Genomic DNA, 13,635 nt, shown 5'->3' on the forward strand with positions numbered 1-13,635 from the left:
TTAACACAACGGGCTGATCCTTGCCCGACAAGCAGTGTTTTATCGCCCCGGCGCAAGGCTCTCCAATTGCGTTGCACCATTGACGCGTACCTGCAGCGGCTGATCGGCCGGCAGTCCAGCCGGTACTGGCCAGCGCATGGTCGCACCCGGCAGTACATACCCCATCAAGCCTTCCACCAGCGGACGAGGTTGGCCGCCCTGCTTGAATGTGGCATCGGTCAAGCGCGCGTGCACGGCACCCTGGTTGCGCATTTCGACGTAGTTGCGCCCGCCCACGGTGACTTTTTTCCAGCTCAAGTCCGGCTTGCCCGCGCTCTTGGGGTCACGGTCGCGTGTGCCGTCAACCTTGCTCCAAAGGCCGGGGCCATAAGAGAACAAGGGCACCGAATAACGCATTTGGAAACGGATCGCAGCGGCAGTCTTGCCATCCGCAGGCGCCGGTGGAGGCGTCGCCGAAGGGATCTCATCGATGATGATGCGATAGGCCAGCTCCTGGCCCGGTGGCACTTGTTTGGTACGGGTCAGGCGCACCAACTGCTTCTGGCCCGGTTCGATTTTCGCCACCGGCGGGCTGCCGATCACGTCGCGCTGGTTCTGGTACTGCTCATCGAAGCCGCTCTGGGACCAGGCAAACACGCGGATTTGCAGGTTGGCGGTTTCCGTGCCGCGATTTTCCAGCCACAGTGCGCTGGCCTGTTGATCGGCCTCCAGCACCGGATCAATCGGCCAGATCAGCACTGAACTGGCCGCCTGGGCCTGCCCCGCCGCCAACCCCAACAACCCGCTCAAACCCGCTGCCCACCAGTGCCGGGACGCTGCATACATAAGTCTTACTCCTCATTGCCAATCGCTTTACCACGACAGTTGCACCTGCAATGTGTCGCTGTACGTCCCCCCAGGCTGATTACCCGGTAACTGCACTCGCCCATAAATTGGCAAGGTAATATTCGCGGCGTTGCTGTAAGCCACGCTGACGCTTTGGCTGATCCCAAGGCTCTGGCTGAAGGCCGCGTCGCGAAACAGCTGATAGCCAACCTGCGCACTGCCGCTATTGAGCTGCAGGCGGCGGCCGCTGTTGTTATGCAAACCGCCATCAACCGTCATATTCAGCGCAACCCCCGGGGTACATTGCAGGGTCACGCCACCGGTAAGCGCGACGGTCGCCGTGCTGGTTGCCAGTGCCGAATACGTGCCGAAGGCCAGGCTGCCGTAATTGGCGCCACCGCCGACCACCAGGCAGCCGGGGGTGATGGTCGCGCTGACCTGGAACGACTGGCTCGTTACCGCCTGCAGCGACACCGGCATTCCCCAGCCGATGCACACCGCCAACGCCCACGCTGCACGGCTCATGGCTCTCAGAACGTCAGGGTCACGTTAACCGTGTCGGTGTAAGTACCGGCCGGCAGCCCCGCCTTGCCATTGGCTTTGCCGTAAATATTCACGGCTTGAGCCACACCGGTACTGGGCGCCAGGTTGATCACCCCACCGATTGCCAGCAAATTCGAATGGCCACTGTCGGTATACAGATCGTAGGGCACGTAATTGGCGACGCCGTCATACAGTGCGCGCGCGCCGCCCGTGGACTTGCCGTCATTGGCGCCGGCAGACACCGTCAATGTCGGCGTGGTACCCGCCGAGCACAGAATCGACAACGCCCCGCCGCCTCCGCCCAACACCTGGCCATCGGCTTCGGTGAACAGGCTATTGGCCGTACCGAAGTTCAAGTTACCGAAGCTCATCCCGCCGGTGGCCGCCGCGCCATTGACCTGGCAGCTGCTGGTCAGCACCAGGGTCGCGCTCACGGTGCCGGCCACGGTCGCCGCCTGCGCGCCCGACACCCACACCAGCGCTATTAATGGAAAAACGGCTTTCGATACGAGTGCATGCATGATCTTCATCCTCATGGTTTACCAATCCAGAGTCACCGTCAGGGTGTCTGTGTAGATGCCGGCCGGTAGGGCCCTGGTATTCGCCACCACCGAGCCGAATACCGGGATCGGTACTTGTGTGCCCTTGGCCACGACGAAATTGTGTTGCTGGCCGATGCTGTAGGCGATGTGGCCTAGCGCGTCAGCGGACAGCCGATACGGAATGGTGTAGCGCCCGTTGCTCAGGCGTCGCGTGGTGCCGTCACCGTGGGCACCGCCGTCAATGGTCACCGTGAAGCTGCTGACCACCGAGGGGTTGCACGACACCGACACCGGGGCACTGGCGCCGTCAGTCACCCCGGCGCCCAATGGGTTGCTCCATGTCGGGCCCTGGCTACCGAAGTCGAGCAATGCACCGCCGCCCGAAGGGCTGACCGGTGCGCCCTCAACGCCTTTGCTTACCTGGCAACTGGCAGTGATCACCAGGCGTGCGTGGATCTGCCCGGTGACTGCCGCCTGGGCGTCGTCGGCCAGCAGCAACAGGCCGCCCATCGCCACGAGGGCCCAGCCCCGGCTTACCATGTGACCGTGACCTTGAGCAGGTCGGTGTAGCGACCGACGGCGGGGATGTCCTTGAGCGGTTCAATGCGCCCGTACAACGGCAGATCGACACTGCCGGAGTCCGGCACGCGACCGCTCAGGGGCTCATTCACGGGCAAGGGGATACGCCGCGCGGCGTCGGCGTAGAGTCGGTAAGCGATGGGTGGGGTGGAGGGTGTGGCGGTGGTCAGGTAGCGCACTTCGCCCGTGCCGCCATGCAGGCCGCCATCCACGCGCACTTGGTAAGGTGTATCAGGGTTGCATTCCAGGCGCGGTTGGCGCTGGCTGATCAGCGCCGCACTGAGCGGGCCGGCCGCGTCGTCCAGACGCGGGCCGCTGCCGAAATCCAGTACGCCAAGTTGCTCGATGCCAGCACTGCGGGTGGTGCCCACCAGCTGACAACCGCGCTGCACTTCAATGCGCACCTCAACCTGAAGTTGCGCAGCGTGCAACGTGTTACAGAGCATGGCGCCCATTACTGCCAATACTGCTCGTCCCTTCACAGCCCCAATTCCTTATACAGGGGTGACAACTTTGTATGAGGTTAGCCATTTAACGATAAACCGCCAGTTCGGTCAGGTTTTGCCGCCATCCATGCCTTTTCGAGATAGCTGCCGGCGCCCTTCTCTATTGGTCAAATCACGCCGAGCGCCCTAAAGTGAGGGACCACAGAAATACAGAGTGAATCGCATTGGCTGTGCTTTCCTTGATTCAGCGTCTGCTCGGTAACAAAACGGCTACCCCGGACGCGTCCCCGATCGCGCGTTTTTTTCAGACGAAGGCCGAGCAGCAGGGCTATACCCTCAGTGCCGGCCAAACCCGGGCAATCACTGCCCTCGCTCGCGAAACCCAGCACCTGCTCACCGGGCGCCCCACCCGCAGCCTTTACTTGTATGGCCCGGTGGGGCGTGGCAAAAGCTGGCTGCTGGATGGCTTTTTCCAGGCACTGCCGATTGCCGAGAAGCAGCGCGTGCACTTCCACACGTTTTTTGCCCGCCTGCACCGAGGCATGTTCAAGCACCGTGAGCATGACGACGCCCTGGCCGCCACCCTGAATGAGCTGCTGGCGGGTTGCCGGGTGATGTGTTTCGACGAATTCCACGTCCACGACATCGGCGATGCCATGCTCATCAGCCGGTTGTTCAAAGCGTTGTTCCAGCGCGGCGTGCTGGTGCTGGTGACCTCCAACTATGCGCCCGAAGGGTTGCTGCCCAACCCGCTGTACCACGAGCGGTTCAAGCCGGTGATTGACCTGATCGCCGCGCGTATGGCGGTGTTGGAGGTCAGCTCGCCCGAGGACTTTCGCAGCTTGCCCCAGGCCCATACCGAACAGCGCTTTACCGGCGGCCAGTATGTATGGCCGGGTACCACCGACCAGCGTGAAGCGCTCGGGTTGCCCGCCACACAGGGCCCGGCACACGCCCTGACGGTCGGCAACCGCCAGCTGGTTTGCCGCGGCCATCAGGCGCGCACCATCGTGTTCACCTTCAATGACCTGTGCGAACAGCTCACAGCCGTCATGGATTACCTGCTGCTATGCGTGGACTTCGACCACTGGGTGATCGATGGCCTGCCGCCACTGGCCGAGTGTCCCATTGCTGTGCAGCAGCGTTTTATCAACTTGGTAGACGTGCTCTACGACCAGGACAAACGCCTGACCCTGATCGGCCAACAGCCGTTGACCGCGTCTCTGGAAGGCCAGGCCATCGACCTCGCCCGCACTGCCAGCCGCCTGAACCAATTGCAAACCGTCTGCCCGCAACGTGCGCCCGACCCGGTATCATGAGCGCCTTTTACCGCCTATTGCCGAGTGACCGCGCCGTTCATGAATACCCTCGACCAACTCAAGACTGGCCAATTGGCCGGTACCAAGCGTCTGGACCTGTCCTGCGGGCTGACCGAATTCCCGCAAGAGATCTTCGAGCTGGCCGACACCCTGGAAATCCTCAACCTCACGGGTAACGCCCTGAGCAGCCTGCCGGACGACCTGCATCGCCTGTCGCACTTGCGGGTGCTGTTCTGTTCGGACAACGCCTTTACCGCGCTGCCCGAATGCCTGGGCCAGTGCGCCCAGTTAAGCATGATCGGCTTCAAGGCCAACCAGATCAGCCATGTACCCGCCGCCGCGCTGCCGCCGCAGCTACGCTGGCTGATCCTCACCGACAACTGCATCAGCCAACTGCCCAGCGAATTGGGCGAGCGGCCGTTGCTGCAGAAACTGATGCTGGCCGGCAACCATCTGGAGCACCTGCCGGAGAGCCTGGCCAACTGCAAAAACCTGGAGCTGATCCGCATCGCCTCCAACCGTCTGACCCAACTGCCGGAATGGCTGCTGACGCTGCCGAGCCTGACGTGGCTGGCCTATGCCGGTAACCCGGTGGAAATGGCCGTGGACGTGGCCGCTGATGACGTGACGCCGAACATTCCCTGGTCAGAACTGGACCTGGGCGAAGTGCTCGGCGAAGGCGCCTCGGGGATCATTCGTAAAGCGCGGTGGGCAGCAGCGGCCAAGCCTGTGGCCGTCAAACTGTACAAAGGCACGATCACCAGCGACGGTTCACCGCTGCATGAAATGCAGGCGTGCATCGCCGCCGGTTTACACCCCAACCTGATCAAGGTAGAAGGCCGCATCAACGGTCATCCCGATGACCAAGCCGCACTGGTCATGGACCTGATCGATCCGAGCTACCGCAACCTGGCGGCATTGCCGAGCCTGGCGTCCTGCACGCGCGATATCTACGCGCCGGACACGCGTTTCAGCGTTGAAGTGGCGTTGCGCATGGCACGCGGCATTGCCTCGGTGGCAGCCCACTTACACCGGCACGGCATCACCCACGGCGATTTGTACGGCCACAATATTTTGTGGAATGCGGCAGGCGATTGCTTGCTCGGGGACTTCGGCGCGGCGTCGTTCCATGCCACGGCGGACACCTTGGAAACCCGGGCATTGCAGCGCATCGAAGTGCGCGCGTTTGGGGTGTTGCTGGGGGAATTGCTGGAGCGGGTCGACACCGCGTTCAACGACGAGGCACTGCTAGACCTGCAGAAACGATGCTGCCAGCCGGATGTGTTGGCGCGACCGGGCTTCGAAGAGATCGAAGCGCTGCTGAGGTCTCTGCCAAACCACTAAACCAATGTGGGAGCGGGCTTGCTCGCGAATGCGGCGTGTCAGTCAGCTGATCTGGCGACTGACACACTGCATTCGCGAGCAAGCCCGCTCTCACATTTTTACTGCATATATTCAGCTACAAATCAGCCGGCCAGACCGACGAACATATCCTGCACGTCATCGTGGTTGTCCAGGCCTTCCAGGAAGGCTTCGACTTCGGCCATCTGCTCATCGCTCAAGCCGCTCACCGGGTTCTTCGAGATATAGCCCAGCTTGGCCGACAGCACGGTGAAACCCTGCTCCGGCAGCGCTTTTTGCACGGCATCGAGGTCGGTGGTTTCGGTGATGAACAAGGTGGTGCCTTCTTCTTCGCCGTCTTCAAAATCCTGTGCGCCGGCTTCAATGGCGGCCATTTCCGGGTCGGCGTCCGGGCTGTCCGGCGAGGCTTCGATCAGGCCGACGTGGTTGAAGTCCCACGCCACGGAACCGGAAGCGCCCAGTTGGCCCTTACGGAAGGCCACGCGGATTTCTGCCACGGTACGGTTGATGTTGTCGGTCACGCATTCAACGATCAGCGGCACCTGGTGCGGGGCAAAACCTTCGTAGGTCACGCGGTGGTACTGCACGGTTTCGCCGAGCAGACCGGCGCCCTTCTTGATCGCGCGTTCCAGGGTTTCCTTGGGCATCGAGGCCTTTTTGGCCTGTTCTACCACCAAACGCAGGTGGGCGTTGGTCGCGGTGTCGGCGCCGTTGCGGGCGGCGATGGTGATTTCTTTCACCAGCTTGCCGAAGATCTTGCCCTTGGCATTGGATGCCGCTTCTTTATGTTTGACTTTCCACTGTGCGCCCATGACTCACTCTCTTTTCGTCCATCGCGCCGAAACGTCTACTGGCCGGCGCTTTGGGGGCAGAGTTTATAGCGCAAAAACACTCTAATCCACCAAAAAACCGGCCAAGTGCCTCAGGTACGCAAGGGTTTGATCGTGACGTTGCGGTCGGGCACAAAGTCGCCAACCTGCGCCAGCGCGGCGGGCCTGGCGTTCCAGTAAGGCATCAGCACCAGTGAAGAAAACAACGCCGCGCCGGCAAATACGATAAACACCGTGACCGTATCGAAGTAGCCCGGCAGCAGGCCGCCAAGGATCGCCCCCACCGAACCGCAACCGTTCACAAAGCCTGCGGCCGTGGCGCCGGCCTTGGCGGTGCCGAAGTCGATGGCCGCCGTGCTGCTGATCATCGAGTCAGGCCCATACAGCGTCAGGCCCATCACAAACAGCAGGGCCATCACCAGCATCACGCTACCGGTGTGCAGCGCGCCCATGAACAACGCCAGGGCCACGGTCAGCGCCAGCAGGCTGAGCACACAGGCCGGCATGCGCCGGGCGCCGAAGAGTTTGTCGGACGCCAGCCCGATCATGATCGGCCCCAGCAACCCGGCCAACTCGAACGCCGTGGGCACGATGGCCGCACCCACCTTGCCCACCGAGGGCATTTGCTCATAAACGATCACCGGCCCCCACAACAGGATCGCGTAACGCGCCGGTTTCAACAGAAAGTACGCCAGGCCCAAGACCAGCACCGTACGGTTACGCAGGATCGCGCGCAGCGGTTCCAGCACGCTGACTCGCTGTGTGTCGGCCGCCACGACCGGCTCCGGCTCAACAGCCGGCAAGCCGACATCCTGCGGTGTATTGCGCTGGAAGATAAAGAACAGCACAGCCACCACCGCCACCACCGCCGCGCTGGAAATAAACGCCGCATGCCACGTGCCGATCAGCGTGTAAGCCCACCAGCCGGCAAAGGGCGATGCCACCAGGCCACCAAAGGCGTAGCACGAACTCCACAACCCCAACACACGCCCGCGTTGCTGCGCCGGGAAGAAACTGCCGAGGTTTTTGCACAGCCCCGACCAGCCGGTGGACTGCGCCAGCCCCTGGATCAACATGCAACTGATAAAAATCGGCAAGGTGGCAAAGGTGCCCATCACCACCGCCGCTGCGGCAGAAATCAACAATCCGCCCAGCACCACCACCCGTGGCCCGAAGCGGTCCGCCAGCATGCCCCAGGTGAATTGCCCCACGGCATAGGCCGCCAGGTACAGGCCATCAAGGTTGGCCATCATCATTTTGTCGAGGGGGAAACTGGGGTCATCGACGATGCCCAGCTTGGCCACCGAAAACGCTTTGCGAGTGAAATAGAACGCGGCGTACGCCAGCCAGGTGATGGCGAAAATCTGCACGCGCCAACGCTTGATGCTACCCGTTTGGATATTCATTGTGGTTCTGACCTCAGGTGAGTGTGCCGGCAGGATCTAGAAGCAAATGCCTGTTGTTTTTATGGTTGAGCACTGCAATGCCAAGCCCTGGAGGGCGCGGCATTGGTCAGATGGGTCCGGTTTGCCAGAACCCATGGCCGCCGCGGTTGTAGGACTCAGCCGTCGGCGGTTGGCGTATCAAAGCAATGGCTGACTAATAGGTAAAATCGATTTATCGTATTTCACCTATAAGCTCAGCTTGTAAGAGGATCTGCGATGTCGGTTTCCCACGCCCAGCTCAAAGCCTTCCACGCCGTGGCCGTACACGGCAGTTTCACTCAGGCCGCTGAACGCCTGTTCCTGACGCAACCGGCGATTTCCGACCAGGTGCGCAAGCTCGAAGAACGCTTCGGCGTGCTGCTGTTTCACCGCAACAAACGCGCCGTGCGCCTCACCGACCTGGGCGAGCGTCTGCTCGGCATCACCCAGCGCCTGTTTGTGATCGAGGCCGAAGCCGAAGAACTGTTGCAAGACTCCCGCGCCCTGCTCACCGGCACCCTCACCCTGGCCGTGGACGCGCCCGTGCACGTGTTGCCGCAGATCGCACGCTTCTGCCAGTTGTATCCGGGGATCAGCGTGAAGATCGAAACCGGCAACACGGATGAATCGCTGTTTCGCCTGTACAACTACCAGGCCGACCTGGCCCTGCTGGGGCGCGATGTCGACGATGAACGCCTGCTGTCGTTGCCGCTGCCCGATGAGCAGCTACTCGCCTTTGTCGCGCGCAACCACCCGTGGGCCGGGCGTGAATCCATCTGCCTCGCCGACCTGGATGACACGCCGCTGGTACTGCGGGAAATCGGCTCGGTCACCCGTCAGACCCTGGAGCAGGAAATGCGTCAGGCCGGGCTGCGCATCCGCCCGGCGATCCAGGTGGAAGGCCGCGAAGCCGCGCGGGAGGCGGTGGTGGTGGGGATTGGTGTGGGCGTGGTGTCGGCAGCGGAACTCGGCGCCGACTCGCGGGTGTATGCCCTGCCGATCCGCGATTGCAGCCAGCGCATGAAGGAAACGCTGGTGTGCCTCAAGGAGCAGAGTTCGAGGCGGGTGGTGGCGACGTTTCTCGATATTGTGCGGGACAGTTTGCGCTGAGTTTTAGGGCCTCATCGCGGGCAAGCCCGGCTCCCACAGTTGACCGAGTAGTACCTGAGTAACCGGACCAATGTGGGAGCCGGGCTTGCCCGCGATGGCCTCAACTCGGTCTTCAACTCAAGACGCCAACTCAAAGAACGCCTGAATCAGCCGCAACGAGCGGCGCCGCTCCATACAGCCGAGCATATGCCGGTTCAACAACCCATCGCCCTGAATCGTCACGGCCTGCACACGCGGGTCCTGGCTGACTTCCATTGACGACACCACGCCCACGCCCAACTCGGCCGCCACGGCTTCGGTCACCGCCTCGCGGCTGTCCAGTTCCAGCAGCACCTTGGGCTGCACACCCGCAGCTCCACACGCATCATCGAAGGTTCGCCGCGTGATGGAGCTGGGCTCGCGCAATACCATGATCACCTCGTTGAGCTGCTCCAGGCGAATGCCCTTGGGCAGTGCCGCCCACGGGTGGCTGGCCGGGACAAGCGCGCAAATCCGCGACTCACTCAACGGCTGCAGGTGCAGGCCATTGCGCGGTTCCACCTCCGTCAGCACCGCCACATCCGCATGCTCGGAGAGCAGCGCCGCCAGGGTTTCCTGGGCATTGCCCAGACGCAGGTTCACGGTGATGCCGGGGTAACGGGCACGCAGGCTGGCGATCATCGGCATCACCAGATGCGGGCCGTCCGCGGCCACTTCCAGGCGTCCGCTGAGCAACTGCCGATTGGCTTCGAGCAACGCCTGCGCTTCATCCACCAGGCCGAAAATTGCCCGAGTGATCGCGGCCAGACGCGTGCCCTCCTCGGTCAATTCCACCCGCCGGGCGGTACGGCGCAACAGCGCGATCTGGTAGTGCTCTTCCAGGGCCTTGATGTGCCCGGTCACCGCCGGCTGGCTGATGAACAGCCGTGCGGCGGCACGGGTAAAGCTGCCCTCGCGGGCCACGGCATCGAATGCACGCAGTTGAAACAAATTCATAGGTATCGGCCTCACTGATAGCTCGCATAACAACAAACAATTTGATTGATAACAAGCCAAACTGCAATTTAGGCGCCGTAGCTTCACCCCCCAATGACCTTGCGAGGACTTGAGATGAGCACTGCCGCGCCGATCCTGCTAACCCCTGGCCCCTTGACGACTTCGAACCGCACCCGTCAGGCAATGATGGTGGATTGGGGGTCATGGGATGACCGCTTCAACCAACTGACCGCCAGCGTCTGCACACAATTGCTGGCGATCCTGCACGCCACCGACAGCCACCACTGCGTGCCCCTGCAAGGCAGCGGCACCTTTGCCGTCGAAGCGGCCATTGGCACCCTCGTGCCGCGCAACGGCAAGGTACTGGTGCTGATCAACGGCGCCTACGGCAAGCGCCTGGCGAAGATCTGCGAAGTGCTCGGCCGCGACTTCAGCACCTTCGAAACCGCTGAAGACGAACCCACTACCGCCGCCGACGTCGACCGCCTGCTGCACGCCGACCCGGCGATCACTCACGTCGCGTTGATCCACTGCGAAACCAGCACCGGCATTCTCAACCCGCTGCCGGACATCGCGCAGGTGGTTAAACAGCACGATAAACGCCTGATCATCGACGCCATGAGTTCCTTCGGCGCTCTGGCGATCGACGCACGCGAAGTGCCGTTTGACGCGCTGATCGCCGCCTCGGGCAAGTGCCTGGAAGGCGTGCCGGGCATGGGCTTTGTCTTCGCCGACAAACAGGCACTGGCGGGCGCCCAAGGCAACTGCCATTCCCTGGCAATGGACTTGTTCGACCAGCACAACTACATGGCCAAGACCGGCCAATGGCGCTTCACCCCGCCGACCCACGTGGTCGCCGCGCTGCACGAAGCCTTGCTGCAATACCAGGAAGAAGGCGGCCTGCCCGCACGCCATCAACGCTATGCCGACAACTGCCAGGCACTGCTCGACGGCATGGCCGCACTCGGCCTGCGCAGCTTCCTGCCAGCCACCATCCAGGCGCCGATCATCGTCACCTTCCATGCGCCAAAAGACCCGCGCTACCAGTTCAAGGACTTCTACGAGCGGGTCAAGGCCAAGGGTTTCATTCTCTACCCCGGCAAATTGACCCAAGTGGAAACCTTCCGCGTCGGCTGCATCGGCCACGTTGACGCGCAGGGCATGCAGGCGGCGGTCGAGGCGATCGGCCAGGTGCTGCAAGAAATGGAAGTGCTGGACATCTGATTACCCCCATTACCCACAGGATTTGAACCATGAACTATCAAAACCCCAACACCCTCCAGGCCGTGATCCTCGACTGGGCCGGCACCGTGGTCGACTTCGGCTCTTTCGCGCCCACGCAGATCTTTGTCGAGGCGTTTGCCGAGTTCGACGTGCAAGTCTCCATCGAAGAAGCCCGTGGCCCGATGGGCATGGGCAAGTGGGACCATATCCGCACGCTCTGCGACCAACCGCAGGTCGCCGAACGCTACCGCAAAGCCTTTGGCCGCACGCCGACCGATGACGATGTGACCTCGATCTACCAGCGTTTCATGCCCTTGCAGATCGAGAAAATCGCCGAGCACTCGGCCTTGATCCCCGGTGCCCTCGACACCATCGCCCGCCTGCGTGTGCAAGGCATCAAGATCGGCTCCTGCTCCGGCTACCCCAAACAGGTGATGGACAAGGTGGTCGCCCTGGCCGCCACCAACGGCTACATCGCCGACCACGTGGTCGCCACCGACGAAGTGCCCAACGGCCGCCCGTGGCCCGCCCAGGCACTGGCCAACGTGATCGCGCTGGGCATTGACGATGTGGCAGCGTGCGTGAAGGTCGACGATACCGTACCGGGCATCCTCGAAGGCCGTCGCGCCGGCATGTGGACCGTGGCACTGACCTGCTCCGGCAATGCGCTGGGCCTGACCTACGAGCAATTTCGTGACCTGGACGCCGCCGCCCTGGCCAGCGAGCGCACACGCATCGAGAAGTTGTTCGAGGGTTCGCGACCGCACTACCTGATCGACACCATCAACGACCTGCCTGCGGTGATCACCGACATCAACCAGCGCCTGGCGCGCGGTGAAATGCCGCAAAGCCACTGATAGAGGTCAATACAACGGCATTCGCACCGGGCAAACCCGCTAAAACAGGCTTACAGTAATAGGACTCCGTCGCTAAAGAACGGAGGTTTGCCCTGATGAGTGAGGAAGAAAGCGATGCCGTGGAAAAATTCCGATACGCGCTACAGCACCATGTCGATTGCACTGCACTGGTTGATGGTGGTGCTGCTGGCGGTGGTTTACGCCTGCATTGAGTTTCGCGGGGTCTTTCCCAAAGGCAGTGGCGGGCGGGCTCTGATTGTAGAAATGCACTACATGTTCGGCCTGACCGTGTTTGTGCTGGTATGGCTGCGCCTGTTTGCACGTACCTTGGGCGTTGCACCGAAGATCGTGCCGGCACCGCCGCAATGGCAATCGGCACTGGCGACACTGATGCATCTGGCGCTGTACCTGTTCATGATCGGCATGCCGATTTTCGGCTGGCTGATCGTCAGTGCCCAAGGCCATTCCGTGATGTTCTACGGGATCGAGTTGCCGCCCTTGATTGGCGAAAACAAAGACCTGTCCAAGCAGATCAAGGAATGGCACGAGCTGGGCGGCACCGTCGGTTATTGGCTGATCGGCCTGCATGCCGTGGCCGGCCTGTATCACCATTACTTCATGCGCGATAACACCGTGTTACGCATGATGCCTAAGCGCTAGCTCTGCAGGCTCCGGCGGCCTTGCAGGCCGCCGGTGTGCACGAAGATCACGCGAGTGCCGGGGGCGAAGCGTCCGGCCTCGATCTGTTGCTTCAACGCCAGCAAGGCCTTGCCGGTATAAAGCGGCTCTAATGGTAGGCCGCATGCCTGTTCCGTGGCCTGGATAAAATTGAGTAATAACGGGTCGACCTTGGCGAAGCCACCGCGGCTCGCGTCCAGCAGTTCATAGCCGTGCTGCACAATGGCCTGCACGTTCTGCGCAACTCCGTGATCATCCGGCACCGCCAAGGCGCCGAATACCGGATGCACACCCGCCTCTGCCAGCGCCAGCCCGGCCAGTGTGGTGCCGGTGCCCGCAGCCAACCACCACGCGTGGTAATCAGCCCAACCAAGCGCGTTCAGTTGCGCGCGCGCCTGCTCAAGCAACACCCCGCACCCCCTTGCACCGGCCGTTCCGCCGCCGCCCTCGGGCACGGGATAGAGGTGCGGATACTGTTCGCGCCATGGCCGCCAGAAACCGGCGTCGTGACGCGCGCGATAACCGCCATACCCCAGCCAATGCAGCTGCATGCCGAAGGCTTTCAGATCAAGGATGGTGGGCGTGTCTTGAGGATGGCCGCGCAACAGGCCGACGGTGGGGAAATCAAACCGCTTGCCGGCCGCCGCCAGCGCGTGCAGATGGTTGGAGTGCGCGCCGCCAAGGCTGATGATCCCATCGGCCCCGGCCTGTTGCGCGTCGGCCAGGTGCTGGGTGAGCTTGAACCACTTGTTGCCGCTGATCAGTGGGTCGATGCGGTCCAGCCGTAGCACGGCCAACTCGACCCCGTTCAGCCAATCCAGCGGCAAGGGTTCAAGTGGAGCACGGGGAAGCCAGTCGAAAGGACCCATCGGAAAGCATCTGCATAAAAACCGGGGCGGTAGTCTACCACCGCCCCGTTTT

Annotated in this window: 15 protein-coding genes; 6 read left to right on the top strand and 9 right to left on the bottom strand. The window is 62.3% G+C overall.

The features are described from left to right. Positions 1–39 precede the first annotated feature (39 nt). From CPH89_RS29170 to CPH89_RS29190, 5 genes are read right to left on the bottom strand one after another with little or no spacing between them, the layout of a single operon-like run. Positions 40–825 carry a fimbrial biogenesis chaperone gene (locus tag CPH89_RS29170; protein ID WP_053256935.1) on the bottom strand — a complete coding sequence of 262 codons (786 nt, stop codon included), beginning with the start codon at positions 823–825 and terminating at the stop codon, positions 40–42. A 27-nt stretch (positions 826–852) separates the two neighbouring features. Then, positions 853–1,350 carry a Csu type fimbrial protein gene (locus CPH89_RS29175; RefSeq protein ID WP_053256936.1) on the bottom strand — a complete coding sequence of 166 codons (498 nt, stop codon included), beginning with the start codon at positions 1,348–1,350 and terminating at the stop codon, positions 853–855. Positions 1,351–1,355: 5 nt separating this feature from the next. Further along, on the bottom strand, positions 1,356–1,889 hold the full coding sequence (locus CPH89_RS29180) for a Csu type fimbrial protein (protein WP_053257999.1): 534 nt from the start codon (positions 1,887–1,889) through the stop codon (positions 1,356–1,358). A gap of 18 nt (positions 1,890–1,907) precedes the next feature. Next, complete coding sequence (locus CPH89_RS29185; protein WP_053256937.1) at positions 1,908–2,450, bottom strand: Csu type fimbrial protein; 543 nt, start codon at positions 2,448–2,450, stop codon at positions 1,908–1,910. Further along, positions 2,444–2,971, bottom strand: a complete 528-nt coding sequence (locus CPH89_RS29190; protein WP_053256938.1) for a Csu type fimbrial protein — start codon at positions 2,969–2,971, stop codon at positions 2,444–2,446. Before CPH89_RS29190 ends, CPH89_RS29185 begins: the two co-directional genes overlap by 7 nt. Before the next feature lie 188 nt (positions 2,972–3,159). On the opposite strand from CPH89_RS29190, the gene zapE reads away from it, so the two are divergent. Both zapE and CPH89_RS29200 read left to right on the top strand, forming a co-directional pair. After that, the gene (gene zapE, locus CPH89_RS29195; protein WP_053256939.1) at positions 3,160–4,254 is read left to right on the top strand and encodes a cell division protein ZapE; all 1,095 of its coding nucleotides are present in this window, start codon (positions 3,160–3,162) and stop codon (positions 4,252–4,254) included. Between the two features lie 39 nt (positions 4,255–4,293). Beyond that, positions 4,294–5,598 carry a leucine-rich repeat-containing protein kinase family protein gene (locus tag CPH89_RS29200; protein ID WP_053258000.1) on the top strand — a complete coding sequence of 435 codons (1,305 nt, stop codon included), beginning with the start codon at positions 4,294–4,296 and terminating at the stop codon, positions 5,596–5,598. Between the two features lie 122 nt (positions 5,599–5,720). On the opposite strand, the gene CPH89_RS29205 is transcribed toward CPH89_RS29200, so the two are convergent. Continuing rightward, positions 5,721–6,428 carry a YebC/PmpR family DNA-binding transcriptional regulator gene (locus tag CPH89_RS29205; protein ID WP_015884705.1) on the bottom strand — a complete coding sequence of 236 codons (708 nt, stop codon included), beginning with the start codon at positions 6,426–6,428 and terminating at the stop codon, positions 5,721–5,723. Positions 6,429–6,538: 110 nt separating this feature from the next. Next, positions 6,539–7,852, bottom strand: coding sequence for an MFS transporter (locus CPH89_RS29210; protein WP_053256940.1), 1,314 nt, complete (start codon positions 7,850–7,852; stop codon positions 6,539–6,541). Positions 7,853–8,107: 255 nt separating this feature from the next. On the opposite strand from CPH89_RS29210, the gene CPH89_RS29215 reads away from it, so the two are divergent. Next, positions 8,108–8,980, top strand: a complete 873-nt coding sequence (locus CPH89_RS29215; protein ID WP_017136484.1) for a LysR substrate-binding domain-containing protein — start codon at positions 8,108–8,110, stop codon at positions 8,978–8,980. 117 nt (positions 8,981–9,097) lie between these two features. On the opposite strand, the gene CPH89_RS29220 is transcribed toward CPH89_RS29215, so the two are convergent. Beyond that, positions 9,098–9,955 carry a LysR substrate-binding domain-containing protein gene (locus CPH89_RS29220; protein WP_017136483.1) on the bottom strand — a complete coding sequence of 286 codons (858 nt, stop codon included), beginning with the start codon at positions 9,953–9,955 and terminating at the stop codon, positions 9,098–9,100. A gap of 114 nt (positions 9,956–10,069) precedes the next feature. On the opposite strand from CPH89_RS29220, the gene CPH89_RS29225 reads away from it, so the two are divergent. The 3 genes from CPH89_RS29225 to CPH89_RS29235 all read left to right on the top strand — a co-directional run bounded on the left by CPH89_RS29225 (position 10,070) and on the right by CPH89_RS29235 (position 12,696). Further along, a complete protein-coding gene (locus tag CPH89_RS29225; protein ID WP_053256941.1) occupies positions 10,070–11,179 on the top strand; it encodes a 2-aminoethylphosphonate--pyruvate transaminase in 1,110 nt (369 codons plus the stop codon). A gap of 29 nt (positions 11,180–11,208) precedes the next feature. Beyond that, the gene (phnX, locus tag CPH89_RS29230; RefSeq protein WP_053256942.1) at positions 11,209–12,036 is read left to right on the top strand and encodes a phosphonoacetaldehyde hydrolase; all 828 of its coding nucleotides are present in this window, start codon (positions 11,209–11,211) and stop codon (positions 12,034–12,036) included. Positions 12,037–12,150: 114 nt separating this feature from the next. After that, a complete protein-coding gene (locus CPH89_RS29235; RefSeq protein ID WP_053256943.1) occupies positions 12,151–12,696 on the top strand; it encodes a cytochrome b in 546 nt (181 codons plus the stop codon). Here CPH89_RS29235 and CPH89_RS29240 read toward each other — a convergent pair. After that, positions 12,693–13,583: a 1-aminocyclopropane-1-carboxylate deaminase/D-cysteine desulfhydrase gene (locus tag CPH89_RS29240; RefSeq protein ID WP_053256944.1), complete on the bottom strand. Its 891-nt coding sequence runs from the start codon at positions 13,581–13,583 to the stop codon at positions 12,693–12,695. The two genes, CPH89_RS29235 and CPH89_RS29240, sit on opposite strands and share 4 nt — an antisense overlap. Positions 13,584–13,635: the final 52 nt, after the last annotated feature.

It is taken from the genome of Pseudomonas fluorescens, from assembly GCF_900215245.1.
Taxonomy (GTDB): domain Bacteria; phylum Pseudomonadota; class Gammaproteobacteria; order Pseudomonadales; family Pseudomonadaceae; genus Aquipseudomonas; species Aquipseudomonas fluorescens.

Excerpts from the sequence above, each read along its gene's own strand:
- CPH89_RS29170 (WP_053256935.1), bottom strand. The coding sequence starts at position 825 with ATGTATGCAGCGTCCCGGCACTGGTGGGCAGCGGGTTTGAGCGGGTTG.
- CPH89_RS29175 (WP_053256936.1), bottom strand. The coding sequence starts at position 1,350 with ATGAGCCGTGCAGCGTGGGCGTTGGCGGTGTGCATCGGCTGGGGAATG.
- CPH89_RS29180 (WP_053257999.1), bottom strand. The coding sequence starts at position 1,889 with ATGCATGCACTCGTATCGAAAGCCGTTTTTCCATTAATAGCGCTGGTG.
- CPH89_RS29185 (WP_053256937.1), bottom strand. The coding sequence starts at position 2,450 with ATGGTAAGCCGGGGCTGGGCCCTCGTGGCGATGGGCGGCCTGTTGCTG.
- CPH89_RS29200 (WP_053258000.1), top strand. The coding sequence starts at position 4,294 with ATGAATACCCTCGACCAACTCAAGACTGGCCAATTGGCCGGTACCAAG.
- CPH89_RS29205 (WP_015884705.1), bottom strand. The coding sequence starts at position 6,428 with ATGGGCGCACAGTGGAAAGTCAAACATAAAGAAGCGGCATCCAATGCC.
- CPH89_RS29210 (WP_053256940.1), bottom strand. The coding sequence starts at position 7,852 with ATGAATATCCAAACGGGTAGCATCAAGCGTTGGCGCGTGCAGATTTTC.
- CPH89_RS29215 (WP_017136484.1), top strand. The coding sequence starts at position 8,108 with ATGTCGGTTTCCCACGCCCAGCTCAAAGCCTTCCACGCCGTGGCCGTA.
- CPH89_RS29220 (WP_017136483.1), bottom strand. The coding sequence starts at position 9,955 with ATGAATTTGTTTCAACTGCGTGCATTCGATGCCGTGGCCCGCGAGGGC.
- CPH89_RS29225 (WP_053256941.1), top strand. The coding sequence starts at position 10,070 with ATGAGCACTGCCGCGCCGATCCTGCTAACCCCTGGCCCCTTGACGACT.
- phnX (WP_053256942.1), top strand. The coding sequence starts at position 11,209 with ATGAACTATCAAAACCCCAACACCCTCCAGGCCGTGATCCTCGACTGG.
- CPH89_RS29235 (WP_053256943.1), top strand. The coding sequence starts at position 12,151 with ATGCCGTGGAAAAATTCCGATACGCGCTACAGCACCATGTCGATTGCA.
- CPH89_RS29240 (WP_053256944.1), bottom strand. The coding sequence starts at position 13,583 with ATGGGTCCTTTCGACTGGCTTCCCCGTGCTCCACTTGAACCCTTGCCG.